Origin of the sequence: Nonomuraea monospora (assembly GCF_039531895.1) — a bacterium.
Taxonomy (GTDB): domain Bacteria; phylum Actinomycetota; class Actinomycetes; order Streptosporangiales; family Streptosporangiaceae; genus Nonomuraea; species Nonomuraea monospora.
This window is the reverse complement of the sequence record NZ_BAAAQX010000002.1, coordinates 82278-108410: the sequence shown is the minus strand read 5'-3', so window position 1 is coordinate 108410 and position 26133 is coordinate 82278. Positions and strand designations below refer to the sequence as shown.

14 protein-coding genes are annotated in these 26133 nt (G+C 73.0%); 3 read left to right on the top strand and 11 right to left on the bottom strand.

Going from position 1 to position 26133, the window contains the following annotated elements; genetic code table 11:
- Window positions 1-79 precede the first annotated feature (79 nt).
- Window positions 80-736 carry a hypothetical protein gene (locus ABD331_RS03815; protein WP_344470828.1) on the top strand — a complete coding sequence of 219 codons (657 nt, stop codon included), beginning with the start codon at window positions 80-82 and terminating at the stop codon, window positions 734-736.
- Window positions 737-801: 65 nt separating this feature from the next.
- Here the strand turns inward: ABD331_RS03815 and ABD331_RS03810 are convergent, their stop codons facing one another.
- Genes ABD331_RS03810 through ABD331_RS03780 form a run of 7 tightly spaced genes read right to left on the bottom strand, consistent with a single transcriptional unit; the run spans window position 802 to window position 14125 of the window.
- Window positions 802-1752, bottom strand: coding sequence for an ABC transporter substrate-binding protein (locus ABD331_RS03810; protein WP_344470827.1), 951 nt, complete (start codon window positions 1750-1752; stop codon window positions 802-804).
- Window positions 1753-1801: 49 nt separating this feature from the next.
- Window positions 1802-5443: a WD40 repeat domain-containing serine/threonine protein kinase gene (locus ABD331_RS03805; RefSeq protein WP_344470826.1), complete on the bottom strand. Its 3642-nt coding sequence runs from the start codon at window positions 5441-5443 to the stop codon at window positions 1802-1804.
- Window positions 5444-5454: 11 nt separating this feature from the next.
- Window positions 5455-6993, bottom strand: a complete 1539-nt coding sequence (locus tag ABD331_RS03800; RefSeq protein WP_344470825.1) for a glycoside hydrolase family 28 protein — start codon at window positions 6991-6993, stop codon at window positions 5455-5457.
- Window positions 6994-7021: 28 nt separating this feature from the next.
- Entirely contained in the window at window positions 7022-8059 is a 1038-nt protein-coding gene (locus ABD331_RS03795) for a glycoside hydrolase family protein (RefSeq protein ID WP_344470824.1), read from the bottom strand.
- Complete coding sequence (locus ABD331_RS03790) at window positions 8056-10599, bottom strand: family 78 glycoside hydrolase catalytic domain (protein WP_344470823.1); 2544 nt, start codon at window positions 10597-10599, stop codon at window positions 8056-8058. The genes ABD331_RS03795 and ABD331_RS03790 overlap by 4 nt, the downstream gene beginning before the upstream one ends.
- Window positions 10593-12098, bottom strand: coding sequence for an alpha-L-fucosidase (locus ABD331_RS03785; protein WP_344470822.1), 1506 nt, complete (start codon window positions 12096-12098; stop codon window positions 10593-10595). Before ABD331_RS03785 ends, ABD331_RS03790 begins: the two co-directional genes overlap by 7 nt.
- Entirely contained in the window at window positions 12095-14125 is a 2031-nt protein-coding gene (locus ABD331_RS03780) for a beta-galactosidase (protein ID WP_344470821.1), read from the bottom strand. Before ABD331_RS03780 ends, ABD331_RS03785 begins: the two co-directional genes overlap by 4 nt.
- 140 nt (window positions 14126-14265) lie before the next feature.
- Between ABD331_RS03780 and ABD331_RS03775 the strand changes: the two genes are divergently transcribed.
- Together ABD331_RS03775 and ABD331_RS03770 are read left to right on the top strand one after the other, a co-directional pair.
- A complete protein-coding gene (locus tag ABD331_RS03775; RefSeq protein ID WP_344470820.1) occupies window positions 14266-17223 on the top strand; it encodes a glycoside hydrolase family 2 TIM barrel-domain containing protein in 2958 nt (985 codons plus the stop codon).
- Between the two features lie 4 nt (window positions 17224-17227).
- Window positions 17228-19144, top strand: a complete 1917-nt coding sequence (locus ABD331_RS03770) for a DapH/DapD/GlmU-related protein (protein ID WP_344470819.1) — start codon at window positions 17228-17230, stop codon at window positions 19142-19144.
- Between the two features lie 104 nt (window positions 19145-19248).
- Here the strand turns inward: ABD331_RS03770 and ABD331_RS03765 are convergent, their stop codons facing one another.
- The 4 genes from ABD331_RS03765 to ABD331_RS03750 form a co-directional block, all read right to left on the bottom strand.
- Window positions 19249-20013 (bottom strand): GntR family transcriptional regulator, encoded by a 765-nt coding sequence (locus ABD331_RS03765; protein ID WP_344470818.1) that lies wholly within the window; start codon window positions 20011-20013, stop codon window positions 19249-19251.
- Window positions 20014-20634: 621 nt separating this feature from the next.
- Window positions 20635-21747, bottom strand: a complete 1113-nt coding sequence (locus ABD331_RS03760; protein WP_344470817.1) for a GDSL-type esterase/lipase family protein — start codon at window positions 21745-21747, stop codon at window positions 20635-20637.
- Window positions 21738-24422, bottom strand: coding sequence for an alpha-L-rhamnosidase (locus ABD331_RS03755; RefSeq protein ID WP_344470816.1), 2685 nt, complete (start codon window positions 24420-24422; stop codon window positions 21738-21740). The genes ABD331_RS03760 and ABD331_RS03755 overlap by 10 nt, the downstream gene beginning before the upstream one ends.
- Window positions 24416-26110, bottom strand: coding sequence for a glycoside hydrolase family 127 protein (locus ABD331_RS03750; protein ID WP_344470815.1), 1695 nt, complete (start codon window positions 26108-26110; stop codon window positions 24416-24418). The genes ABD331_RS03755 and ABD331_RS03750 overlap by 7 nt, the downstream gene beginning before the upstream one ends.
- Window positions 26111-26133: the final 23 nt, after the last annotated feature.

Sequence of the window (26133 nt, the reverse complement as noted above, 5' to 3'; positions counted from 1 at the left end):
GTCCCTGATGCGGGGCCAGGGGGAAATCAGGGACGATCACCGATGAACCGGGCAGGCGCGGGCGGGCATCGTGGGGTGTATGAACCCCGCGAACCGTCTGGCCCAGCTCTCCTTCACCGCCGGACCGGCCGCCCTGCTGGCCGGCTGGTTCCTCATGCGCCCCGTCCAGGGCGGCCTCGAACCCGGGCCGTGGTGGACGGCGGCGCACCTGGTCTGGCTGGCCGGTTTCGCGATGTGCGCGGTGATGCTGCTGGCCATGCGCCGCATGGCCGGGCCGGTGACGGGCGGGCGGCGGGTGGCCGTGGAGGCGGCGACGGGCCTGGCGCTGTTCGGCGTGGCGGCCAACCTCGTCCAGCTCGCCATCGACCTCTACACCGGGTTCGCCGCGGCGGACGGCGCGGCCATGCGCGGCCTGCTGGACACCGTCAAGGGCTATCCCGGGGTCGAGCAGGTCGTGTACGGCCCCGGGGCGCAGGTCTTCTACGCCGCGGTCCTCGCGCAGGCGCTCATCCTGGCCCTGCTGCGCCGGGTCACGCCCGTCAGCGCCGCCGTCACCGCCGGTGGGGTGGTGGTGCTGGCGGTGGCCACGTTCGCGGAGGGCAGGAGCTCGGCGCTGGTCGCGCTGGGGATGGCGCTGATGTGGCTCGGCCTGCTGCTCCTGGGCCGCGGCAGGCCGGACGGCCCCGGCCCGGCCACGCCGGCGCCCGGCACGCGGGCGCTCGGCGCGCGAGCCTAGGGTCGGCACCTGGCACCTGGCACCTGGCACGCGGCGCGCGGCGCGCGGGCGCTTGGCGCGCGAGGCTAGGGCTCGGCGATGAGCTTGCGGACGTCCACGGAACCCCTGAGGTAGCCGTGCCGCTGCATGAGGTCCGCCACCCGCTGCAGCCGCTGCGGGTCCAGCGCGGTGGGAAAGGCGCCCAGCGACACGTCCCGGGCCGACTCCGCGTCGATCTTCGTGTACTTCGGCAGCACCGCCTCCACCTCCTTGCGGTTGGCGGCGGCGCGCAGGCCCTTGGCGAGCCCGCGGCGGAAGGCGGCCAGCGTCGCCGGATGGTTCGACCGCCACTCGTCCGTCGCCATCCAGCCGCTGGTAGGCAGGTCGGTGAAGCGGCCGGGCACGACGTCGGGAACCGCCCGCACCAAGCCCCGCGCCGCGCTGCTCGACAGGTACGGCTCGGCCAGCCACGCGGCGTCCAGCTTCCCGGCGGCGATCGCGTTCGCCATCTCGGGGAACGGCCTCTCGACGAACTTGACGTCCTCGGCGTCCAGCCCGGCGTCCGCCAGCATGGCGGTGACGCTGAGCGTGGCGGCGCCGTTGAGGTTGTTGACCCCGACCTTCTCGCCCTTGAGATCCTCAAGCGACTCGATCTTCGAGTCCTTCGCGACGACGAGGGCGTAGCTGGTGGGGCCGGCCTGCGCCGTCTCGGCGATGACCTTGACCTGCTTGCCGTGGCCGCCGGCCAGGATGGTGGTCACGTAGTCGGTCTGCGCCAGATCCACCGTCCCCGCCTCCAGCTGCGGGATCAGGGCGCCGGCGCCGGTGCCGATCACCGGCTGGACCTCCAGGCCCTCCTGCTCGAAGTAGCCCTTGCCGATGGCGACGAACAGCGGCGCGGCGTCGGCCGTGGGCATGACGCCCACCTTGATCGTGCTCAGCTCCGGCACCGGCTCCGGCGGGGGCTGCGCGGCGGTGCAGGCGGTGGATACCAGGGCCAGAACCGCGGCGGCGGTCAAGCGGATCGCTAAGTTCATCCGGGGCTGCTCCTCACGGGGATCGGCTCGGGAGCGTACCGGATGAAGATCAACCATCGGAAGGGCAGCTCCGCTCGAACGGCCGGTCGGGCAGGTGGCGGCGCCACTCCGCCTGCGTGAGAGCGCGGCCCGCCCGCGCGCACGCCGCCTCGGCCAGCCGCTCGACGCCCGTGGGCAGCCTGGTCAGCCGGCCGTCGCGGCCGATGGCGACCAGCTCGCCCGAGCCGGCGGCGAAGGCCACCGAACGGGCCGCCTCCGACAGCACCACCTCGGGCCCGATCCGCCGCCCCTGCCGCACGTCCCACAGGGTGAGCGTCTCGTCCTGGGCGGCGATCGCGAGCAGCCGGCCGTCGGCGGAGAACGCCGCGTCCCACGCCGCGCCGCCGATCCGCAGCCAGCCGCCGGACTGCGCTCCCGTGGCGACGTCCCAGACGCCGACCCGGCCGGCGAAGTTCACCGCGACCAGCTTCAGGCCGGGGCTGAACCAGACCTCGTCCGAGTGCGCGGGCAGCGTCAGCCGCGCCCCGACCGGCTTGCCGCTCTCCAGGTCCACCACCCGCGACTGGTCGGCGTCCAGCCCGACCAGCCGCCCGTCCGCGCCGGCGGCCCAGCCGAGCAGCCGCGGCCTGGGCACCTGCTTGAGCCGCCGCCCGCCCGGCAGCGACCAGAGCGTGAACGCCTTCTCTCCGGCCGTCCACAGGCCCCTCGGTGTGGGCAGCGCGGCGTTCGTCTCCCACACGTCGGCGAAGCCGGGGGTCAGGCCGGCCAGCTCACGCCAGGTCGCCGAGTCGCGGACGGCGACGCCCTCACCGCGCCTGATCGCCAGCAGCCGGCCGTCGCCGCTCATGGTCAGCTCGCTGTCGTAGTCGTCGAAGGCGCCGGCCGGGCGGCCCTCGCCGTTCAGCGTGACGCTGCCGGAGCCGAGCGCGTGGGTGGCCAGGACGCGGCCGTCGGCGCTGAGCCGCACCGAGTCCAGCTCGTCGGCGGCGCGCGGGTTCGGCTTCAGCGTGACGACCGTGTCGTCGCTCAGATAACGCAGGCCGGTGGGGCCGAACGCCCCCGCGCTCGCCGGGTCCTGCGGCTCGCGCTTGAGCAGCAGCGGCTCGTCCGCGTCCAGCCGCCAGACGGTGACCGTCGTGCCGATGCCCGCGAGCAGCTCGCCGTCCTGGCTAAAGACCGGCAGCGCGCCCGGCTGCCAGCCGTCGATCGTGCGCAGCTCCTCGCGCGTGCGGGTGTCGTACAGGGTCAGGCCGGAATCCTGGCTGATGGCCAGGGTGCGGCCGTCCGGGCTGAAGACGGGGACGCTGTAGCAGTGCGCGCACACGTCGCCGTAGCCGGAGCCCGCCTTGCCCGACGGCAGCGTCCACAGCCCGCGCCCCGCCACGGCGTAGCCGCCGCCCGGATGCACGGCCACCTGCTCCATCGTGGGCAGCGGGATCGACCTCCCGGTGAGCCAGTCGTAGACGTACTTGGCCTGCCCGATCGACACCACCAGCCGCCCGCCGCTGAACAGCACGGACAGCTCGATCTCGTCGGGGGCGCTCAGCCGCTTGCCCACGGACCGCCCCGTCGTCAGCTCCCAGACCCCGACGCCCGCGGCGTCGGCGATGGCCAGCAGCCGCCCGTCCGCGCTGACCGCCACCTGCCGCAGCCGACGGCCGGGCAGCCCGGTGAAGCCGCCGGTCCGCTTACCGGTCGCCACGTCCCACACCTTGACCTCGTCCGGGCTGACGCTGACCAGCGAGCGGCCGTCAGGGGTGAGCGCGCGGACCACGTCGGGGCCGGTGTCCGGGTCGCGGAAGGCCGCCGTGGCCGGGTCGGCGGCCGAGGCGAGCAGGCTGGACCTGGCCTCGTCGGTGGCCGACAGCCGCCCGGCCTCGGCGCTCAGCAGCATGCCGAGCACCGGGTCCTGGCCGCGTACCGCGTCGGCGGCGGCGGCCAGCCGGGCCGACTCGGCGGCGTCGCGCTGCTGCGCCAGCTTGGCGCTCTGCTCCGCCAGCGTCCGGCTCTGCCACACGGCCAGCCCGCCCGCCGCCAGCGCCAGCACCAGCAGCACGGCCAGCCCCACCGCGGCCAGCCGGGTGCGGCGGGAACGACGCCGGGTGAGCGCGGCGCCCGCCGCGAGGAAATCCCGCTCCGCCGGGGTCAGCGTGATGTGCCTGCGCCCGGCCGCGGCCCAGCTCAGCGCGTCGTCCAGGGTGCTGCCCGAGAACAGGTCGCCGTCCCTGCGGCCGTGGTCCTGCCAGCGGCCGACCGCCGTGCTGATGCGGCGGTGCACGGCCAGCCCGTCCCTGTCCGCCTCGATCCAGGCGCGCAGCCTCGGCCACGCCAGCGGCAGGGCGGGGCGCAGCAGCCGTACGGGGTCGGTGCCGGAGACGAGGTACGGGAATGCGGCCACCACCCGCTCCACCCCGTCCGGCAGCTCGGACCTGCGCGGGCGGCGCAGCGCCAGCTCGCCCTCGTCGCTCACCGTGATCAGGCGCAGGAACAGCTCGGGGGCCAGCTCCTTGTCCTCGGGCGAGAGCAGCGCGTAGGCGTCCTCGGCCAGCACGCCGAGCGCGGGATCGTCGGCGGGAGTGCCCACCCGCCGCCCGTCACCGGCACCCAGGGCCAGCAGCCGCGGCGTGTCAAGCTTCCCAGCGCCGCCAGCGCCGCCTCCAGCGCCACCGCCGTTGCCGGCGCCGCCTCCAGCGCCACCGCCTCCAGCGCCACCGCCGTTGCCGGCGCCGCCACCGCCACCGCCCGCGGCGCTGCCGCCGTCGGCAAGGTGCTGGGCGTCGAGGGTGCCAGTGCCGTCGTCGCGGGGCAGGTCAGGCGCGTCGGGGTCTCCGGCGTCGTCGCCGAGCAGGCCGGGCGCGTTCAGACCGAGGCTTGCGCCGCTGACCAGGCTGAGGAGCAGTCCGCGTGCGGACGGCCGCTGCCCCGGCTCCTTCGACAGCGCCGCCCGCACCTGCTCGCGCAGCGAGTCGGGCAGCACGTCCAGGTCGGGTTCGTGGGAGAGGACGCGGTGCATGACCGCCCCGAGCGACTCGCCGGTGAAGGGGTCACGGCCGGTCGCGGCGAACCACACGACCGCGCCCCACGCGAACACGTCGGCGGCAGGCCCCGCCCGCTCGCCGGAGAACACCTCCGGCGCCATGTACCCGGGCGTGCCCTTGACCAGGCCGGTCGAGGTGAGCGACATCTCCAGCGTCCTGGCGATCCCGAAGTCGATCACGCGCGGGCCGTCGGGGCCGAGCAGCACGTTGTCGGGCTTGAGGTCGCGGTGCACCACGCCGGCGTCGTGGATGGCGGTCAGCGCCGTCGCGATCGCCGTGGCCAGCCGGTGCAGCTCGCCGCCCGAGAAGGCGCGGCCGGCCGAGCGCAGGCTGCGGCCCTCGACGTACTCGCTGACGATGTACGGCCGCGGCCCCTCCAGGTCGGCGTCCAGCACCCGGGCCGTGCAGAACGAGGCCACCCGCTGCGCCGAGACCGCCTCCTTCACCATCCCGTCGCGCAGCCCGGGATCCCTGACGGGGTCGCCGCTCAGCACCTTGATCGCGACCCGGGTCCCGTCAGGGTCGTAACCTTCGTAGACGACCCCCTGGCCGCCCGCCCCCAGGCGGCCGGCCAGCCAGTAGTCGCCGAGCCGCTGCGGATCCCCGTCGATGAGCGCGTTCCCCATGACAGGTTGGATGATCGCGACGGCCATTCGGTTGAGGGTTACACGCGGCGGCCGTTCACCCGCACGTTGCGCAGCTCGAAGCCGCTGACGTCGGTCACCACGTCGGCCTCCGCCATCTGCTCGAACACGCTGTTGCTCACCCGCACGCCCTTGATCGGGTTACCCGGGTTGCCGACCAGGTAGAACGCCCTGGGCGCCGTGCCCGCCCGCAGGCCCCGGATGTCGATCGTGCCGACGTCGGGGAAGTAGGGGCCGGTGTGCTTGTTCTCGTAGTTGAGCGCCACCTCGACGACGGAGTCGGCCGCCTGCCCCACCGTGATGTCCTTGAAGTACAGGTCCCGCACGTAGCCGCCGCGCTCCGGGTTCGTCTTGATCCGGATCGCCCGCTCCAGCCGGGCGCTGCTCATCGTGCAGTTCCACGCGAACACCCAGCGCACCCCGCCGGTCGTCTCGCTGCCGACCGTGACGCCGCCGTTGCCGTCGCGCATCACGCACGAGTCGACCAGGACGTTCATGGACGGCTCGTTCACCCGGCGGCCGTCGGCGTTCTTGCCCGCCTTGATCGCCACGCAGTCGTCGCCCGTGTTGAACTCGCACCGCTCGATCAGCACGTCCACGCACGACTCCGGGTCGCAGCCGTCGTTGTTGGGGCCGCGCGGGCTGTCCACGGTGATCCCGCGGATGGTGACGTTGGCGCACAGGACCGGGTGGATGTTCCACATCGGGGAGTCCCTGACCGTCACGCCCTCGATGAGCACGTTGCGGCAGCGGTAGAGCTGGATGAGGTTCGGCCGCAGGTAGTGGCCCTCGCCGAAGACCCGCTCCGCCACCGGGACGCCGCTCTCGGCCTGCTGGGCCAGCAGCTTCTTGTCTGGGCCCTCGGACGGGGCGGGGTCGCTCGACCAGTCCCACCAGTGGGTGGCGTCGGCCTGCCCGTCGATCACGCCCGAGCCGGTGATCGCCACGTTGGTGCGGCCGTGGGCGTAGATGAACGGGGAGTAGTTCATCAGCTCGACGCCCTCGTACCGGGTGAACACCACCGGCAGGTAGTCGGCGGGGTCGCGGCTGAAGCGGATCGTGGCGTCCGCCTCCAAGTGCAGCTCGACGTTGTCGGCCAGGTGGATCGCGCCGGTCAGCCAGACGCCTGCGGGCACCAGCACCCGGCCGCCGCCCGCCGCCGCGCACGCCTCTACGGCCTGCCGGAACGCCTGCGTGCACTTCGTCGTCCCGTCGCCGACGGCCCCGTGGCCGGTGATGGGGAAGGTGCGGGAAGGGAAGCGCGGCGGGCGGATGCGGCGGCGGATGGCGGGCACACGCGCCCAGGCCGCAGCGGCCCGCGCGGTCTGAACGGCCGAGCCCTCTGCACCCGCCGAGCCCGCCGCGCCCGCCGCGCCCGCCGAGCCCGCCGAGCCCGCCGCGCCCGCTGCGCCTGCAACGCCTGTCGAGCCCGCCGCGCCGGCAGCGCCCGCAGCGCCCGTGGCTTGGGCGTATGCCGCCGGAGCGGTCAGAAGGGCGCCGCCTGCGCTAGCCGCCAGGGCCAGGAAACGCCTGCGTGAGTGCGCGGGTGATGGCTGCATGGAGGTCCTCCGTCGCATGGTTGGGGGGTCACGACCGCGCCACGGAGATCCCGCGCAGCTCGGTCATCGGGTGCTCACCGACCCGGTACGGCTCCGCCCGCCGCACCGCCGTGTAGAAGTGATGCAGCCGGCCGCCCCGGGCGACGACGGCAGGCTTGTGCGCGTACGTGTCGTCGGCCGACCCCGGCGGCCCCACGTCCACGAGGATCTCGTCGCTCTTCTCCCAGGTACGCAGGTCGCGCGAGACCGCGTACCCCTCGCGGGCGTGCCCGTCGAAGGAGAGCCCGAAGTAGAACATCACCCACCAGTCGCCGTCGCGCAGCACGCACGGGTCGGAGGCGAAGCGCTCGTCGAACGAGCCGAGCCCGCCGTTGGGCACGATCGGGGTCGGGCGCGGCCGTTCCCAGCGTTCGAGGTCGGGGGAGACGGCGTAGCCGATCTGCTCGCGCCAGCCGTCGTAGGTGCGGTTCTTGGCGTTGTAGAAGCAGTAGTAGAGGCCGTCGTGGCGCAGCAGCCACGACTTGTAGAGGCCGCCGCGCTCCCAGGCGCCGCCGTCCTGCGGGCGCAGCACCGAGCCGGTGTCCTTCCAGGTCCGCAGGTCGTCGCTGACGCAGAACCCGATGATGGCCGCGCCCGTCTCCATGCCGGGCTCCGGGTAGGCGTGGTATGTGCCCACCGCCCGGCCGTCCAGCCAGGTCACCTGGCCGTCGGAGTGCAGCCGGTTGTCGCGCACGATGGAGGTGAGCGCGGCGTTGTAGCGCCGGTACGGATGTCCGGGGTCGCGGGGGAGGACCACCTCGCCCGGCGACCAGGTCTCCAGGTCGGGCGATCGGCTCAGCGCGGTCTGGTAGCCGGTGCCGTCGAAGCCGACGTACGTCATGAGGAACTCGCCGCCGTCGGAGCAGACGAACGGGCAGTCCACGAAGAGGGAGTCGAAGCGGCCCGGCTCGCCGGACGGGCCGACGAGCAGGCGGCCCGCCTTGTGCGGGGTCCTGATGCGAGAGGCGTCGTATGCGGTCGCGGGGGCACTCGCGTCGCCTGCGCGGCCGTTGCCTGCGCCGCTCACTTGGTGGCTCCGAACGTCCAGTGCCCGGCGCGCACCTGCCAGGCCCGCTCGCCCACCGCGACCGCCCCCTCGGGCGCGGTGTGCCGGGTCAGCCCCAGGTCGGGCAGCCGCACCTCGGCCGACGAGCCCGGCGGCACCTCCACCTCCAGTGCGAACTCGCCGTCCGACCGCTGCCACGACACCCCCACCTGCCCGTACGGCGTCCGCGTCGCCGCCCGCACCGACTCCAGGTCGCCGGGCGCGGCGGGCGCGACGATCAGGCGGCGGAAGCCGTTCGAGCCGGGCGCCTGGCCGATGCCGCCGAGCCCCCGGTAGAACCAGGCGTCGATGGCGCCCAGCATGTAGTGGTTCTGGGAGAGGCCGCGCGTCGGCCCGTCCCACGCCTCGGTGAGCGCGGTGGCGCCGTGCCGCACCTGGTAGCCGTAGCTCGGATGGCTGGTGGAGTTGGCGAACCCCCACAGCGCCTCGTGCCGTCCGGCCCTGGTCAGCACCTGGTAGAGGGCGGGCAGCGCGATCTCGCCGACCGTGATGACGCCGTCGCGCACGTCCCGGCTGAGCCGGTCGAGCGCGCCGGGCGTCAGCTCCTCGGGGACGACGCCCATGTCCAGCGCGAACACCTGCGACGCCTGCCCGCCGAAGCCGCCGTCGTCCTGACGGAACGCGCCGGTGAACGCGGCCGAGATCGTGTCCGTCAGCGCGCGGAACCGCTTGGCGTCGTCGTCGCGGCCGAGCACGCCGGCGACCTTCGCCATCGTGGCCGCCGCCCGCCAGTAGCCCCACGTGGACACCAGCGGCACGGGCGTCGAGTCGTCCAGGCCGAACCAGTCGCCGAGCCCGTGCCCGAGTATGCCGTTCTCTGCCTTGCCCGTCAGGTAGTCCAGGTAGCGGCCCATCGCGTCGTAGTGCCGCGCCATGGCCGTGGTGTCGCCGTACCAGCGGTAGATCTGCCACGGCATGCGGATCAGGGCGCCGCCCCAGTTCGGGTCGTCCCTGAACGCGCCCTCGAACACCACGTACTCCGGCGCGGTGTCCGGGACGAGCCCCTCCTCCGTCTGCGCCTCGGCGATGCCGACCAGCAGCTCGCGGCAGTAGGCGGCCACGTCGTAGTTGTAGGCGACGACGTCGAACAGCAGGTGGGCCTGCTCCAGCCAGCCCAGTTTCTCCCGGTGCGGGCAGTCGGTCAGGACGCTGTACATGTTGCCGCGCACCGCGCGGTCGATGATCCGGTGGATGTCGTCGATCAGCGGGCGGGACGTCTCGAACCGGCCGACGTGCTCGTTGTCGGCACGCAGCACCAGCGCCGTCACCGCGTCGGCGCCGACGTGCTCGGGCAGGCCCTGGACCTCGACGTAGCGGAAGCCGTCGTAGCGGAAGCTCGGGTGCCAGGTCTGCGGGCCGTCCTTGGTGACGTACGTGCTGAAGATCGGCGCGCCGGTCGTCGGCTTCGACTGCACCACGCGGCCGAACGCGTCGAGTTGGTCGCCCGGCAGCAGCCGCAGGTAGCGGCCCGCCGGGAGGTCGAGCCGCAGCTCCGGCCAGCCCGCCGTGACCGCGCCGACGTCGAAGACGGCCGTGCCGTCCGTGGCGACGAGCTTGCCCGTCGCGGGCAGCCGCTCGGTGATCCTGATCGGCGGGCACGTCCGCGACCGCAGCATCTGCGTCCCATCGGGCCGGACGGTCACCGGGCGCCAGGAGGAGCGGTCCGTGCCGGGGGCGTCCCAGCCGGGGATCTCCAGGCGGGCGTCGTGGTCCTCGCCGCCGTACCAGTGCGAGCGGGTGGTCGGCCCCTCGGTGGCCAGCCAGTCCGCGCCCGTGACGAAACGGGCGGTCGTGCCGTCGGCGTAGCCGACCTCCAGTTGCGCGATCGCCCTGGGGGCGGCCTTGGAGCCGAAGAACTTCATGTAGCGGTCCTGGTGCGGGAACACGTGCGCGATGCCCGGGCCCAGCGCGACGCCGATCGCGTTGCGGCCCTCGCGCAGCAGCGCCGTCACGTCGTGCGTCGCGTACACGACCCGCTTGGCGAAGTCCGAGTACGGCGGCTCCAGCACCGCGTCGGTCACCGGGCTGCCGTTCACCGACGCCACGTAGACGCCCAGGCCCGCGACGTGCAGCCGGGCGCTGACCGGGGGAGCGGCCAGGGTGAACTCGCCCGCCAGCAGCGGCAGCGGGTACCCCTCGCCGGCGCGCGGGCCGTCGTTCTCGTCGTACCAGTCGGGGTGGGTGATCCAGGCGGCGCTCCAGTCGTCCGGGGAGAGCAGCCCCAGCTCGAAGCTCGCCTCCGCGCTCCAGCCGGACCAGGCGCCGTCCGCGTCGCGCACCCGGACCCGCCAGCGTGCGGCGATCCCGCTCGTCAGCGGCTCGCCGCCGTAGAGCACCCGCTGGTCGGCCGACTCCACCTCGCCGCTGTCCCACAGCCCGTCCACCTGGACGTGGTAGGCGGTCTGCGCGGTGCCGCCCGTGAGCTGCCAGCTCAGCGCGGGACGGGTGGCCTCCAGGCCGAGGGGGTCGGCCAGGTCGCAGGTACGCAGGTTCTTCACCATGACACTCCCGTGATCTTGAGCATGTGCGCGGCCTTGGTCGGCGGCCGGGGCGGCAGGTCCGCGTAGAGCGCCTTCTCCGAATGCCGCCAGCCGACCGGGCCGTGGCCGAGCAGCTCGACGGAGGCCAGCGGGCGTTTCGCCAGCCCGGCGGCGGCGCCCAGGCTGGTGATCGCGGCCGTGCCGTCCTTCGGCCAGGCCAGCAGGGTGGCGTAGAGGGTGTCGCCGCGCCGGGTGAAGCGAATGTCGCCCGGCCGGTAGGCGCGGTCGGCCTCGTTGTACCCCTCGTACCCCTTGGTGGCGCCCAGGCCGGTCGTGCCCTCGGCCGCGCGCAGCCAGGGCGTGGTGCCGTACACGCCCTCGCCGCACACCCGCAGCCAGTCGCCCACCCCGGCCAGCAGTTCGCGGGCGTGGGCGTCCACCGTGCCGTCGGCGTGCTGCGGGATGTTCAGCAGCAGGCAGCCGTTCTTGCTCACCACGTCGATCAGCGTGTGGATGATCTGCTGCGCGCTCTTGCGCGGGTGGAACATCGGGTCGTCGTCGGAGCAGTCGAACCACTCGCCGTCGCTCGTGTCGAACTGCCACGGGTGCGGCTGGGCCTCGTCGAGCTGGCGGCGCTCGCAGTCGAGCAGGACGGCCGTGCGGTCGGCGTCCGGCACGTCCTTGATCGTGACGGCGCCGCCGGTCGGGCAGGTGTTGTAGTAGTGCGCCAGCAGGTCCAGGCCCGCCGTGCTGACCGGCTGCGACTCCACCACGCTGCCCGCGTCGAACGGCAGGCGGCCGTCGTCCAGGTAGACCAGGTCGGGGCGGTAGCGGTCGAGCGCCTCGCGGACGCGGGCGTAGAAGCGCTCCGCCTCGCGGGCCGGCGGTTTCGCGCCCGGGTCGTGGCGTTCCGGGTAGAGCTCGGCGGGGTCCAGGCCCTCCCACCACGTGCCCTTGCCGTCGTTCCTGGTCAGCGCGCCGTCGTAGGGCTCGCCCGTCTCCGGGTCGCGGCCGTGGGCCACGTCGAGCCAGCGCCACGTCCAGTTCTGGTGGAAGCTCAGCCCGAACGGCAGGCCCGCCGCCCTGGCCGCCCGCTCCCAGGCGGCCACGATGTCGCGGCGCGGGCCGACGCGGGCGGCGTTCCAGCCGCGCTGACCGGAGTCCCACAGGTCGAAGTTGTCGCAGTGGGTGGCCAGGGCGACGAAGTAGCGGGCGCCGCTGGACACGTAGAGGTCCATCAGCTCGTCCGGGTCGAAGCGTTCTGCGCGCCACTGGTGGAACAGGTCCTTGGCGCCGCCCTGGAAGTGGGCGCGGTGGTGGGCGTGCTGGCGGCCGGCCCGCTTGCGTTCCCAGGGCTCGGACCAGGGCTGCGTGCCGTAGAGGTGGCGGGCGTACCAGTCGCCTGAGCGGGCCACGGACTGCGGGCCCCAGTGCGACCAGATGCCGAACTTCGCCTCGCCGAACCACTGGGGGATGCGGTGGGTACGCAGAGACTCCCAGGTGGGGTGGAACCGGGTCATTTCACCACTCGTATGTCGAAGGGGGCCAGGCGTAGCGGGCCTGGCTGTAAGGGTTCGCGGCGGCCGGTGACCTCGGTCGCCTGGGCGGTCAGGGTGGCCGTGCTCTCGCGGTCTGACCAGTTGTGGGCGAACCAGAGGCGCTCGCCGCGCGCGTTGACCGCCGAGTGCACGGTGACCTGCTGGGACCGCGTGGCCACCAGGCCCGTGGGCTTGCCGTGGCGGAACAGCTCGGCCGTCAGCTTCCTGCCCGGCAGCGTGCCCACGTAGGTGACTGTGCCTTCGCCCACGCGATGGCGGGTGATCGCGGGCCAGCGGCCGAAGTGATGGTGGTCGTAGTGGGCCAGCGGCTCGGCGCCTTCCAGCTCCAGCCCGTCCGCCCAGTGCCGTGCCACGTCCTCGAGACCGAGCCCGTGCAGGGGAACGGGGCGCAGCAGCGTCGAGTACTCGAGATACCGCACCCCGGCCAGCGCGCGCAGCGGCCCGGGCGCGATCTCGGTGCGCGCCCTGGCCTCCTCGTCGGCGTACCCGGTGCGGAAGGTCATGATCAGGTGCCCGCCGCCCCGCACGTACGCCTCCAGCTCCGCCGCCGTCTCGTCCGTGAGGCAGTACAGCGCGGGCGCCACGAGCACAGGCAAACGTTTGACCTGTGACACGAACCCCACCTGCAGCCCCGCGTCCACCGCCCCCTGATAGAACGTCGCCAGGATCCGCTCGTAGGAGTCCGGGTCGGGGTTACGCCCGTCGGGGGTGAGCGGCGGCTGGAAGGTCAGCGCCCACCTGCTGTCGTGCGAGTACAGGAACCCGACGTCCGTGTCCGGCGTGAGGCCCGTGACGTCCTCGGCCGCCCGCTCCAGCTCCGCGCCGAGCGCCGCGACCTCGTCATGGACACGACCGGGCTGCATGGCGTGCCCGAGTATCCCGCCCCAGTACGTCTCCGCGCCGTAGGGCAGCGTGTTCCAGTGCCAGTACGAGATCATCTCCGCGCCCCGCGCGACCAGCGCCCACGCCGCCTGGCGGAGCTGGCCGTCGTAGGGCGGCAGGTTGAGCTGGGACCCGGCGATGGAGCCCGCGTTCGTCTCCGTCACCCAGAACCGCTGCTTCTTGGACGCGTACATGCGGTCGGCGGCCTGCAGCAGCGCGGCCGGTCCGCTGGCGAACCAGGTGATCTCCACGGGGGAGTCGCCGGCCAGCGCGTCCTGGGGCAGGTAGTAGGCGTTCCCGCTGGTGACCGTCAGGTGCCGGGACAGCTCGACGTCGTGCAACGCCGGGCGCTGGTAGGCCAGGCAGGTGGTCAGCTCGCGGTCGCCGGGTACGAGTTCGCGCACGATGCCCGCCTGCCAGGCGATGAACTCGGTGGTCAGCTCGGCCTGGAACCGCCGCCAGGCCAGGTCGTAGGAGGGGGTCGTGTTGCCTTCGGGCCGCCACAGCTCGTCCCAGCAGGTGAGGCGGTGCGACCAGTACGCCAGGCCCCACTCCTCGTTCAGTCGCCCGACGTCGCCGTACCGGCGTGCCAGCCAGGCCTTGAACCGCTCGAACACCGGCTCGTTGTGCATGAGGTGGAGGCCCGGCTCGTTGTCGAGCTGGATCCCGAGCACGGCCGGGTGGCCGCCGTGGGCGCCGATGACCTGGCGGATGACGCGTTCGGCGTACCGGAGGAAGGTGGGGGAGGTGAAGTCGGCCTCCTGGCGCGCGCCCCAGGGGACGCGCCGGCCGTCCGCCCGCACGACGGCCAGCTCGGGGTGCTTGCGCTGCAACCATGGCGGGACGGCGTAGGTGGGGGTGCCGAGCAGGACCCGCATGCCGCGTTCGTGTGCTCCGTCGAGGACGGGGGTCAGCCAGCCGGGGTCGAACTCGCCGTCGCGGGGCTCCCAGGTGGACCAGACGGACTCGCCCACGCGAAGGGTGTCGATCCGGGCCTCGGCCATGAGGTCGAGGTCGCGCTTGAGGTCGGGGGCCCGCTGGTATTCCCAGTAGTAGGCGGTGCCGAAGCGGATGCCGGTGCTGCTCGTCGGGGGTGATGGCGTCATGAGAGTCCCCAGGCGATCTTAAAACGATTTACCGGATGATATATTTATTCACGCCCGGATGTCAATGCCTGTGAGATCTGGTCTGGGGACGATCAGGTCTATAGGGTTAAAACGTTTTGTCTCACCTCCCGGAGGCGGCGTTGATCTTTCATGAGGACCCCGGACCGGGCACCGGACGGCGGGCGCCGCGAGCGGACTTCGTCTCCGACGCGCCCCGCCTCCCGCTCAACGGCCGATGGCGCTTCCGGCTCTCCGGCACCGCCGACGGCACCGGCCCGTCGCTCCCCGACCCCGGCCTCGACGACACCGGCTGGGACACGATCCGGGTGCCGTCCCACTGGGTGCTGGAAGGCCACGGCGACCCCCTCTACACCAACACCGCCTACCCGTTCCCCATCGACCCGCCGCACCTGCCCGACCAGAACCCCACCGGCGACTACCGGCTCCGCTTCGACCTGCCCCCCACCTGGCCTTCCGGACGCAGCGTGCTGCGCTTCCAAGGGGTCGACTCCTGCGGCACCGTCTGGCTCAACGGCGAGCTGCTCGGGCACTCCAAGGGCAGCAGGCTGCCGTTCGAGTTCGACGTCACCGACGTCGTCCGGCCGCGCGGCAACGTCCTGGCCGTACGGGTGCAGCGCTGGTCGTCCGGCAGCTACCTGGAGGACCAGGACATGTGGTGGCTGCCCGGCATCTTCCGCGACGTGGAGCTGCTGTCGCGGCCCGAGGGCGGCATCGACGACTTCACCGTCCGCGCCTCCTACTCCGCCGGCACCGGCGCCCTCCTCGTCACCTCCGACACACCCGGCCTGGTGGAGGTGCCGGAGCTGGGCATCGCCGTCCCCACAGGACAGGAGGTCGTCGTCGGCGAGGTCGAGCCGTGGAGCGCCGAGCACCCGCGCCTCTACCGCGGCACCCTGCGCGCCGCCGGCGAGACGATCGCGCTGGCCATCGGCTTCAGAACCGTCGAGATCACCGGCGGCCGGCTGCTGATCAACGGGGCGCCGGTGCTGTTCCGCGGCGTCAACCGGCACGAGCACGACCCCGACCGCGGACGCTCACTCGACCGCGAGACCATGATCCGCGACATCGAGCTGATGAAACGGCACAACGTCAACGCCGTCCGCACCGCCCACTACCCGCCGCACCCCGAGTTCCTGCGGCTGTGCGACGAGTACGGGCTGTGGGTCGTGGACGAGTGCGACATCGAGACACACGGCTTCATCTACTCCGGCTGGGAGGGCAACCCGCCCGCCGAGCCCAGGTGGCGCGACGCCCTCCTCGACCGCATCCGCCGCATGGTCGAGCGCGACAAGAACCATCCCAGCGTCGTCATCTGGTCACTCGGCAACGAGAGCGACAGCGGCTCCGCCTTCGCCGACATCGAGACCTGGATCCGCGAACACGACCCCACCCGGCCGCTGCACTACGAACGCGACCCCAGCTACCGGCACTCCGACTTCTACAGCCTCATGTATCCGTCACTGGACGATCTTGAACGCATCGGGCAGCGCAAGGAGGAGACCCCCTCGGACGTCGTCGCGGGATCCCCCGACGACGTGCGGCGGCGGGGGCTGCCGTTCCTGCTGTGCGAGTACGCGCACGCCATGGGCAACGGGCCCGGATCGCTCGTGGACTACCAGGTGATCTTGGAATCGTACGAGCGGTTCTGCGGGGCGTTCGTGTGGGAGTGGATCGATCACGGGCTCGCGGCGGTCGATGAGCACGGGCGGCGGTACTACCGGCACGGCGGGGACATCGACTACCAGCCCAACGGGGAGCGGTACTGCCTGGACGGGCTGCTGTTCCCCGACCGGACGCCGTCGCCGGGGCTTCTTGAACTGCGCAAGGCCATCGAGCCGGTGGCCATCACGGTGGAGGGCTCCTCGGTGGTGGTGGTCAACAAGCACGACTTCGCGACGCTCGCGCACCTGGGCTTCCGGTGGCTCGTGGAGGTGGACGGGGTGCGGGTCGCGGCGGGGATGCTGTCCGTGCCCGAGTGCGCGGCCCGGTCGGAGGTACGGGTGCCGCTACCGGACGCCGTGGACGCCCCGGCGCAGGACGCTGCTGGTGCCGTGTCACGCCTGGCCTCTTCGGGCGGAGAGACGTGGCTGACCGTCGAGGCGGTGCTGGCCGAGGACACGCGCTGGGCGGCGGCCGGGCACGTGGTCGCCTGGGGCCAGACCCGCCTCGGCCCCGGCACCCCAGCCCGTCCCAAGGCGCACCAACCGCACGCCGTCGCGTCTCATCGGGACGGGACGGTGTCGCTCGGGAACGCGACGTTCGACAGCAGGACCGGACGCCTCACCCACCTCGGCAAGCTCGCACTGGACGGCCCCACGTTCGACGTCTGGCGCGCCCCCACGGAGAACGACCACGGCCAGGGCCCCCGCAACGCCCTGGCAGCCGACTGGCAGGCGGCAGGCCTGGACCGCTTCCTCCACCGCACCGGCCCCATCGAACACCCCGACCCCCACACCCTCGTCGTCCACGGCCGCAGCGGCCCCGCCACCCGCACCCTCGGCTTCCGCACCACCTGCACCTACCGCTGGCAGGACGGCGCCCTCCACCTCCTCGTCGAGGCCGACCCCGTGGGCGACTGGGACGACACCGCCTACGGCCACCTCACCCTCACCCCTCCCCGCATGGGCACCAGATGGTCCCTCCCCGGCGGCTACACCGACGTCGTCTGGTTCGGCCGGGGCCCCGGCGAGTCCTACGCCGACAGTCGCGCCGCCGCCCGCGCCGGCAGGTTCGCGGGGTCCATCAATGGGATGCAGACCCCGTACCTCGTCCCCCAGGAGAACGGCAACCACGTCGAGACCCGCTGGCTGGAGCTGTCAGGGCCGGGGCTCCCCACCCTGCGCGTGGACGGCGCGCCGCACCTCGACTTCACCGCCCGCCGCTGGACGAGCGAGGCGCTGCAAGCCGCCCGCCGCCCGCACGACCTGGCCGACTCCGGGCGCGTGTGGCTGAACCTGGACCACGGCCAGCAGGGCGTCGGCAGCGCCTCCTGCGGCCCGGCGCTGCCCGAGCGGTACCGCCTGGAGGTACGCCGTTACTCCTGGTCCATGACGCTGACCGTGGTGAGAGGAAGCTGATCGTATGACAGAACCGTCCAAGTTCGACCACTGCCCGTGGCTGTTCTGGGACCACGCCACCGACGAGGACCGCCGCGCCCAGGACCGCCACCTGGCCGGCCTCCGCGACAGGATCGGCCTCGACGCGGCCGAGAAGGTGTTCATCTCGCCGCTGGCCGCCGTCCACACCGACCGGCTCCGCATGGGCGACTTCTGCTACATCGCCGCGCACGCGTACGTCACGGACGACGTGTCGATGGGGCAGGACTGCACCGTCAACCCGTACGCGGTGGTGCGGGGGCGGGTGGAGCTGGGGGACGCGGTGCGGATCGGGGCGCACACGTCCCTGCTGGGCTTCAACCACGGCACCGCGCCCGACCGGCCGGTCTTCCGCCAGCCGATCACCTCCAAGGGCATCCGCATCGGGGACGACGTGTGGATCGGCTCGAACGTGGTCGTGCTCGACGGGGTGACGATCGGCGACCATGCGGTCATCGGGGCGGGCTCGGTCGTCACCAAGGACGTGCCCGCCTGGGCCATGGTGGCCGGCAACCCGGCCCGCCCCCTCCGCGACCGCCGCACCCCCCGCCCCACCCCGCCCAACGCCCACCCCACCCCGCCCAACGCCCACCCCGCCCCGGCCGACCCCCCCTCCACCCCGGCCGCTCCCGTACCCACGGCGGCCGAGGAGGCGCTGCCCGCACCGGCTGACGTCCAGCCCACGGCGGCCTTGCCCACGGCGGCCGAGGCGCTCACCTCTGCGGGGGCGGCGCACCCCGAGCGGCCCGAGGCGCATCCCGGGCAAGCCGACGCGCATCCCGAGCGCCCCGGGACGCTCACCTCCGCGAACGGAGCGCGGCCCGCCGGGGCCGGGGAACTGGAGGAGCGCCTGGTGGCGTTCGCCGCACGGGCGCGGGCGCAGGCGGAAGCGGTCCTGTCCCGGTGCTGGACCGGCGACCGCTACGTGGACCGCCCCGACGCCCCGCCCACCGTACGCGCCTGGTGCGACGCCGTGGAGATCGCCGACCTCCTGCTCTCCGGCCCCCCACCGACCCCGTCCCGCGCCGAGATCATCGCCTTCCTCCGCGACCGCCAGGACGCGGCAACCGGCCTGATCCCCGAACTCGGCGCCCCAGGCTCACCCGAGGCGGCCGACGGTGGACGACCGGAACTGGAGGGCGTGACCGCCTACCACGTACTCTGCGTCGGCTACGCGCTCAACCTCCTCGGCACCGCCTTCCATCACCCGGTCCACGCCGTCCACGACCTCCGCTCCCAGAACCTGACCACCCTCCTCGACAACCTCGACTGGACGCGCGAGGCGTGGACGTCCGGCTCGGTCGTGGACGCGATCGGCACCGGCCTCTACCGCAACCTCGCCGACTTCGGCCTGCGCGGCGACGTCGAAACCCTGTACGGCTGGCTCCTGACCCGCGCCCGCCAGACTCACGGCATGTGGGGCGAGCCGGACAACGACTCCGGCTGGCTCATGGTGGTCAACGGCTTCTACCGGCTCACACGCGGCACGTTCGCCCAGTTCGGAATGCCGCTGCCGTACCCGGAGCGGGCCGTGGACACCGTCCTCACCCAAGCTCGCGACCCCCGCTACTTCGGCCCGGACACCGGGAACGCCTGCAACGTCCTCGACGTCATCCACCCCCTGTGGCTGCTCGGCAAGCAGACCCGGCACCGCCGCACGGAGGGCGAGACGTGGGCCCGCGACCACCTGGCCCGCGCACTCGGCGGCTGGCAGGACGGCGCCGGGTTCAGCTTCGCGCTGAGCGGGGGGAGCGGCGCGGCGCGCACGCCTGGGCTGCAGGGGACGGAGATGTGGCTGGCCATCATCTGGCTGCTCGCCGACTACCTCGGGCTCTCCGACACCCTCGGCTACCGGCCCCGGGGAATCCACCGCCCGGAGCCGGCGATCCATCTTCAGGGTTGACCAGGTGGTCTCTGGATGGAGGGTCGCGTCAGCGCCGGCTCGGCTTCACGATCGAGGCGGCGCGGCGGCTCACCCCATGCGGAGTATGACCGCAGGGGAAACCCCTAGATGGAGATTCGATCGACTCGAACTGCGCGATCGCCCGGGATCACGATCGGGTCGGCAACCTCCACCACGCGTCCGTGGGAGGACATCAATCGGGTGATCGAGAACACGGGCGTTCCACTGCCGATGTCGAGCAGGTCCATTTCCTCCCGAGTCGGCATGCGAACCGAGGTCTCTTCGACGATGTCACCGTCGACCTCGATGCCCAGTGAGCGAAGCTGGCCGATGTTGCCGCCTGGCCAAGGCTCGTTGTGAGGGTCGGCCACCGGGGTGCCCTCGACATCGCGGGCGAGCAGACACGAACGGCTCAGCTGGCTCGGCACCCCGGAGGCGTAGAACACGAATCGCCGCTCCAGCACACGCGTCCCGACCGGCACGTCGAACAGCCCCGCCAGCCGTTCGTCTGCCTGAATCCACTCGAACCGTTTGTCCAGCCGGTACTGCGACCAGGCGATGCCCTGGTCTCTGGTGAACGACGTTTGCGGAACCACCTGAGATCCCTTGTCGGCCAGGTAGCGATCCATCGAAAGACGGCGGATCGCCGGGCGCGACCGCACTGAGGTGCCCGACCCGCGCTTGGTCTCGACCAGTCCCTCCGTCCGAAGGAGATCGATGGCCTGGCGAATGGTGATGTCCGAGACGCCGTACTCCTCGGCGATCAGGCGGTGGGAAGGGGGGCGGACACCTGGCGCCAGATCGCCTGAGCGAATCTTCTGGCGGAGCTCATTGGCGATCCGCTCGTAGGCAGGTTCCCGTTCCGCCACAGCTACCTTCCCAGTTCTCGCATAAACGCTTGACAAGAGCGTACACATGCTGGCGCCTCCGCTGTCTGATCCCGACCTGTGAGGACGCAACGTGAACCATGACAATGCGCAACCGGAGCCGCCGAGCGGGCAAGGCGGGTGCCGTCACACGGCGGATCTGGGCGGCAGCGCAAGGAGCGAGCGGCTTCTCACTGAGGTGGTGGTGCCGGGAGACACATCCTCGGTGCCACTTCTTCGGCGATACGTCACGCTTGTGCTGACGGCGGCTGGGCACCAAGACCTGGAACGTGTGCGCCTCGTCCTCACCGAACTGCTGAGCAACGCCGTGGTGCACACGCGCTCCGGGCGGCCTGGTTGCTGCGGAAGTATCCGAGGTCGGCGACGGGCTGGTGCGCATCGTGGTCACGGACGCGGGGGCCCGCACCATTCCGCAGCCCCGGCTGTCGGAAGATCACGAAGATCATGGACGTGGCCTGATCCTTGTAGAGGCGCAGGCCACCCGGTGGGGGACACAGCCGGGTTCCCTGGGCACTTCGGTGTGGGCAGAAGTTCTCACGGTGGACGCCGCCCCATCCAAGCGGGCGGCAAATGTGCCCGCCGATGTGGTGGGGGAATGAGCCGTTACGGCGGCGAGGCAGGCTGGGCTCGGCAGATTGACTGCGGGTCGATCGCGGCGGCCATCGCGAGGTGGCCCGGTGTGCTCGGGTGCAGGTGGTCGCCGCTGTCGTGGTGGGGCAGCAGGCGGGCGGGGGCGGCGGGGTCGCGGAGGGCGGCGTCGAAGTCGGCGACCGCGTCGAACGCGCCGCCGTCCCGGATGAACGCGTTGACCGCCTGCCGCGCCCGTTCGCCCTCAGGGGTGTGATACTCGGCGCCCGCGTACGGCGTGATCGTTCCGCCGATCACCCGGACGCCGGCCGCGTGTGCTGTGGCCACCATGCGGCGGTAGGCGGCGATGAGGTCGTCCGGCCGTGCGCCCGCGCCCAGGTCGTTGACGCCCGCCTGGATGATCACGGTGGTGATGCCGGGCTTGGTCAGCACCTCGGCGGCCAGTCGCGCCTCGGCCGGGCGTCCAGTGCCCGCCGCCAGCACCTTGCCGCCCGATACGCCCTCGTTGAGCACCGGCAGGCCCGAGTGGTGGGCGAGCAGGTCGGCCCAGCTGTGGCCGGTGTCCGAGCCGACGCCGACGGTGAGGGAGTCGCCGAGCGCCGCGACGATCGGCACCGGTGAGGGGGTGAGCACGGTCAGGGCGTCGAGCCAGTGCCAGACCGCGACGGGCTCGAGGTACGCGCCGCCGCTCTCCTCGGCGGCGTGGTCACCGGGGAGTGACCGGTAGGCGGGCTTCCACATGCCCGATGGTCGTGTGGTGGCGCGGTTGCGGCCGGTCAGGGTGTCGCAGTCGTTCCGTACGAACAGGCTCACCCCCAGCCACCGCCCCGCCTCCACCCGCCCCGCGACCGGATCGCTGAGCACCGTCTCCCCGGCCCCCACGGTCACTTCACCGCGCCCGCCGAAGGTGACGGTCCGGTTCGAGCCCGGCTCCAGGGCGGCCCCCGCCCGTGACACGCCCACGCACACCCGCCCGAACGTGACGGCCCGCCGACCGAAGGCGTTGGTGAGCCGCACCCGGAGCCCGGTCCCGCCGACGACGGCGCGCACCACGTTGCGCACCGTCACGTCGCGCAGCGAGCCGCCGAGCCGTTCGGACGCGGCGGCCCAGGTGGTCGTCAGCCCCATGCCGAGGTGAAGGAGTACAGCCCGGACCCGACCTGGCACACCAGCGCCGAAGCGGTCCGCCCCACCCCGGCGACCGGCTCGCCGGACTCGCGGACCGACGCGAAGTCCGTCGTGGGCACGTGCACGGTGGCCACCGCCCCGGGTGGAACCCGCACGGTGAGCCGCAGCACCCCATCGGCGATCTCCCACCGACTGGCCAGCCGCCCCAACGGCGTCTCATAGGAAGCGGCAGCCCACCGCAACGAGCCCCCCACCAGGGGCCGGATGCGGGGACGGCGGAAGCCCACCGACCCCTCCTCCTGCCCGAGCCCCGCGACCCCGCCATACAGCCAAGCCCCCACGGACCCGAGCGCGTAGTGGTTGAAGGAGTTCATCGCGACGGGCCCGAAGCCGTGCTCCTCGGTCCACCCGTCCCACCGCTCCCAGATGGTGGTGGCGCCGCGCTTGATCGAGTACCCCCAGGACGGGTAGCGGTCGTCGTGCAGCAAAGCGTAGGCCAGGTCGGCGTGCCCGTGCGCGGACAGGACGGGCCCGAGGAGCCCCACCCCGGCGAACCCGGTGGTCAGCCGCCGCCCGCGCCGTTCCAGGTCGGCGACCAGGTGGGCGACGGCGGCGGGCACCAAAGCGGCGGGGACGAGGCGGTGGGCGAGGGCCAGGAGGTAGCCGGTCTGGGTGTCGCCGGTGATCCGCCCGTCCGCCGAGACGAACTCGCGCGCGAACGCCGCCCCGATCCGCTCCCGCAGCCCCGCGTACCGTTCGTGTGCGGCGGTGTCGCCGAGCACGGCGGCGGCCCTGGCCGTGAGGTCGGCGCTGAGCGCGAAGTAGGCGGTGGCGAGCACGTCGCGGTCGGTGCGCACGTCCGCCTGGAGCCAGTCGCCGTAGTGGCTGCCGACCTTGTCACGCCAGATGAGGCCGGGGTTGTGGCGTTCGACGTGGTCGACCCAGCGGCGCATGCTGGGCAGGCTGTCGCGCAGCACCCGCTCGTCGCCGTACACCTCGTACAGGTGCCACGGCACGATGGTCGCGGCGTCGCCCCAGGCGGGGGTGCCGTGCCGTTCGGTGATGACGTGCGGAATGACGTCGGGCACCGCGCCGGCGGAGGTCTGGGCGCAGCGCAGGTCGGCGAGCCAGCCGGTGAAGAACGCCGCCACGTCCGCGTTGTAGCAGGCCGTGGGGAGGAACACCTGCGCGTCGGCGGTCCAGCCGAGCCGTTCGTCGCGTTGCGGGCAGTCGGTCGGGACGGAGACGAAGTTGTCGCGCTGGCTCCACCGGATGTTGCTCATGAGCTGCCGCACCATGGCGTCCGAGCAGGTGAACTCGCCCGCGACGGGCGTGTCCGAGTGCGTCGCCCGGCCCAGGACCGAGACGTCGGCGTGGCCGGTGACCTCGACGTAGCGGAAGCCGTGCACGGTGAAGCGCGGCTCGTACGTCTCCTCGGCCCGCCCCGCCGTCACGTAGTGGTCGGTGGCCTCGGCGGAGCGGAGGTTGCCGGTGTAGAGGCGGCCGTCGTCGGTGAGCGCCTCGCCGTGCCGCAGCGTGACGTGGGTGCCGGCCGGGGCGCCGCGCACGGTGAGGCGGACCCGGCCGGCGATGTTCTGGCCGAGGTCCACGATGGTGCGGCCGTCGCGGGTGCGCGTCTCGACCGGCGTCAGGTCCTGCGTCACCCGTACGGGCTCGGCGACGGACGGCACGAGCACCGTAAGGTCGGTGCCGGCGACGCGGGCCGGCGCCCAGGAGGAGTCGTCGAAGCCGGGCCGGTCCCAGCCGTCGAGGGCGTGGCGGGCGTCGTACCACTCGCCCATCAGCAGGTCGGCGTAGCGCAGCGGGCCCGTCGTCTCCCGCCAGCGCTCGTCGGTGCCGATGACGGTGCGTGAGCCGTCGGCGTGCTCGGCCACGATCTGGGCCAGGAGCTGCGGGTGGCGGCCGTAGCGCTGGGCCTGCTGCCGTCCGTCCCAGCCGAGGCTGCCCGACCACCAGCCGTCCGCCAGGATCGCCCCCACGCACAGCGGCCCGTCGCCGGCCAGGCCGGTGACGTCGTACACCTGGTACGGGACGCGCCGCCGGTAGTCGGTCCAGCCGGGGGTCAGCTCGCCGTCGCCGACGCGGTGGCCGTTGACGTGCAGCTCGTACAGGCCGCGCGCGGTGACGGCGATCCGCACGGCGGTCGCGGGGCGCAGGTCGGCGACGCGCCGGAAGTAGCGCGGCGCGGGCAGGTGGGCCGTGCGCGGGGTGCGCGGCTCGCGGTGGTCCGTGGGCGGCTCGAACGGCGGCTCGGTCTCGGGGTCGTGCTCGATCCAGGCGGCCCGCCACTCGTCGTCGTGCAGCACCCCGGTGCCGAACCACGACTGCGCCGACCCGCCGTCGCGCGTCTCGACCCGCCAGGTGTAGCGGGCGAACGACTGCAGCGGCGCCCCGCCGTAGTCGGCGCTCACGTCCTGGCCGTCGATCCAGCCGCTGTCCCAGGCCAGGACGTCGCCGGGGCCGCGCACGGTGACGCGGTGGCCGGTGGGGGCGTCGCCGCGCCGGTCGGAGGCCAGCCGCCAGGCCAGCCTGGGCGTGCGGGTGCCGACGCCGTGAGGGGTGCGCAGGTGCTCGCAGCGCAGGTCGTACGGCTGGAGCACGGGTGCGGCGGGCGGCTCGGGGAGCGACCAGTCGTCCGGCATGGGGTCTACCACGTCCACTCCTTCGCGGGCCGGGTCAGGTCGTAGTCGCGGCGCGGGGCGGTGGGGTGCACCTTGCGTCCGCTGTACATCGGGCGGGCGGTCCCCTCGGGGCTGATGCCGATCACGTCGTCGCCGCGCCAGCGCACCTGGTACTCGCGGCCGGCGGCGACCTCGGTGCTGGTCGTCTCGGGGACGGGGAAGGTGACGGTGACGCGCTCGCCCGCGCGCGGGGCGGGGATCAGCAGGTAGCCGTCGGGGGCCCACGCCCCGGCCTGGCCGCCGTCGAAGCCTCCCGACTCCCGTGACACGCGGACCTTGGCGTACCCGGCCCAGTCGGGCACCCGCATGCGCAGCTCCGGCAGGTTCTCGTGCACGTCGAGGTCCACCCGGCCCTCGTGGGGAAGGTGGCTGAGCACGGTGACCTGCTGGGTGGCCCGGGTGAGGAGCAGGTTGATCCGGTTGCCGGTGACGACGGAGTTCCAGCCCCAGAACAGGCCGCGCACGCCGGAGCCGACGCAGCACGCCTGGACGTCGGCGGTGTGGCCCCGGCCCAATTCGACGTCGCACACGTAGTCGTTGGGTGCGCCGTAACCGGCGAAGGCGCCGAGCACCCGCTCGCCCACCCTGACGTGCGTCGTCCAGCCGGGCTCGTCGCCCGACGCGTCGGGCGCGGACTCGACCCAGCTCAGGTCGAGGAGCTGCGACTCCACGAGGTGGTTGCGCAGGAACCGCTCGACCACCCCCCAGTACGCGGTGTGCCCGGAGCGGGCCAGCGTGGTGCCGGTGCCGATGAGGTCCACCAGGGAGCAGCTCTCGTGCTCGTAGCGCTGGTCGGCCAGGTCGCCGGGGGTCCAGCCGAACGCGGTGGCCTGGCCGAGCGCCCAGTCGTAGCTCCTGCGCACGAACGCGGTCAGCTCGTGGTCGCCGGTGTGCCCGGCGTAGCGGGCGAGCCCTTCGAGGGTGCCGAGCCGGGTGTGGAAGTGGCCGCTGCGGTAGGCGCGGGCGGCGTTGAAGCTGCCGTCCTCGTTGTAGACGCCGCTCTTCTCGACGATCAGCCGGGCGAACCAGCCGCACAGCTCCAGCGCGTCCTCGTTGCCGGTGGCCTGGTGGTAGCGGAGCAGCGGCATGATCAACCGGCCGCTGAACGAGGCCGGGTCGGGGGCCAGGTGCAGCGCGATCGCGTTGGGGGAGGGCCAGCCGCCGGGGGTGTACTCGGAGGCGGGGTAGAACCACACGTCCCGCTCCTTGATCGCGATCCGCTTGAGCGCGGCCACGTGCCGGTCGACCAGCCTGCGCGCCTCCGGGGCGCCGTCGGAGACGAACCACGTGGTCAGCGACAGCAGCACGGCCCGCTGGTCGATGAGGTTGGCGTTGGCGGGCCAGCCGCGTTCCGGCCTGGCCTGCCGGTAGCTCAGCCCGTCGGGGCCGAAGAAGCCGGTGAGCCTGGTCCTGAAGCCGTCCTCGACCTCCCGCCAGGTGTCCTTGCCGGTCATCTGCCTGGCCAGCAGGCAGGCGTCGAGCAGCCGGCCGTGGCTGGAGCCCCAGTCCCAGTCGCCGTGCTGGAGCGTCGCGGGGCGGGCCAGCAGGTCGGCGCTGAAGTACGGGATGCCGCCCAGGTCGGGGTCAGGGAGCCCGGCCACCGCGTTCATCGCCAGCTCGGCCCGTTCCTCCAGCAACACCGTGTCGGGAATCTCCGACATGTCTACACCTCATAAATATTCAA

What these genes read in the sequence shown, in the direction of transcription:
- ABD331_RS03815 (WP_344470828.1), top strand. Translation starts at nt 80, where the DNA reads ATGAACCCCGCGAACCGTCTGGCCCAGCTCTCCTTCACCGCCGGACCG.
- ABD331_RS03810 (WP_344470827.1), bottom strand. Translation starts at nt 1,752, where the DNA reads ATGAACTTAGCGATCCGCTTGACCGCCGCCGCGGTTCTGGCCCTGGTA.
- ABD331_RS03805 (WP_344470826.1), bottom strand. Translation starts at nt 5,443, where the DNA reads ATGGCCGTCGCGATCATCCAACCTGTCATGGGGAACGCGCTCATCGAC.
- ABD331_RS03800 (WP_344470825.1), bottom strand. Translation starts at nt 6,993, where the DNA reads ATGCAGCCATCACCCGCGCACTCACGCAGGCGTTTCCTGGCCCTGGCG.
- ABD331_RS03790 (WP_344470823.1), bottom strand. Translation starts at nt 10,599, where the DNA reads ATGGTGAAGAACCTGCGTACCTGCGACCTGGCCGACCCCCTCGGCCTG.
- ABD331_RS03785 (WP_344470822.1), bottom strand. Translation starts at nt 12,098, where the DNA reads ATGACCCGGTTCCACCCCACCTGGGAGTCTCTGCGTACCCACCGCATC.
- ABD331_RS03780 (WP_344470821.1), bottom strand. Translation starts at nt 14,125, where the DNA reads ATGACGCCATCACCCCCGACGAGCAGCACCGGCATCCGCTTCGGCACC.
- ABD331_RS03770 (WP_344470819.1), top strand. Translation starts at nt 17,228, where the DNA reads ATGACAGAACCGTCCAAGTTCGACCACTGCCCGTGGCTGTTCTGGGAC.
- ABD331_RS03760 (WP_344470817.1), bottom strand. Translation starts at nt 21,747, where the DNA reads ATGGGGCTGACGACCACCTGGGCCGCCGCGTCCGAACGGCTCGGCGGC.
- ABD331_RS03750 (WP_344470815.1), bottom strand. Translation starts at nt 26,110, where the DNA reads ATGTCGGAGATTCCCGACACGGTGTTGCTGGAGGAACGGGCCGAGCTG.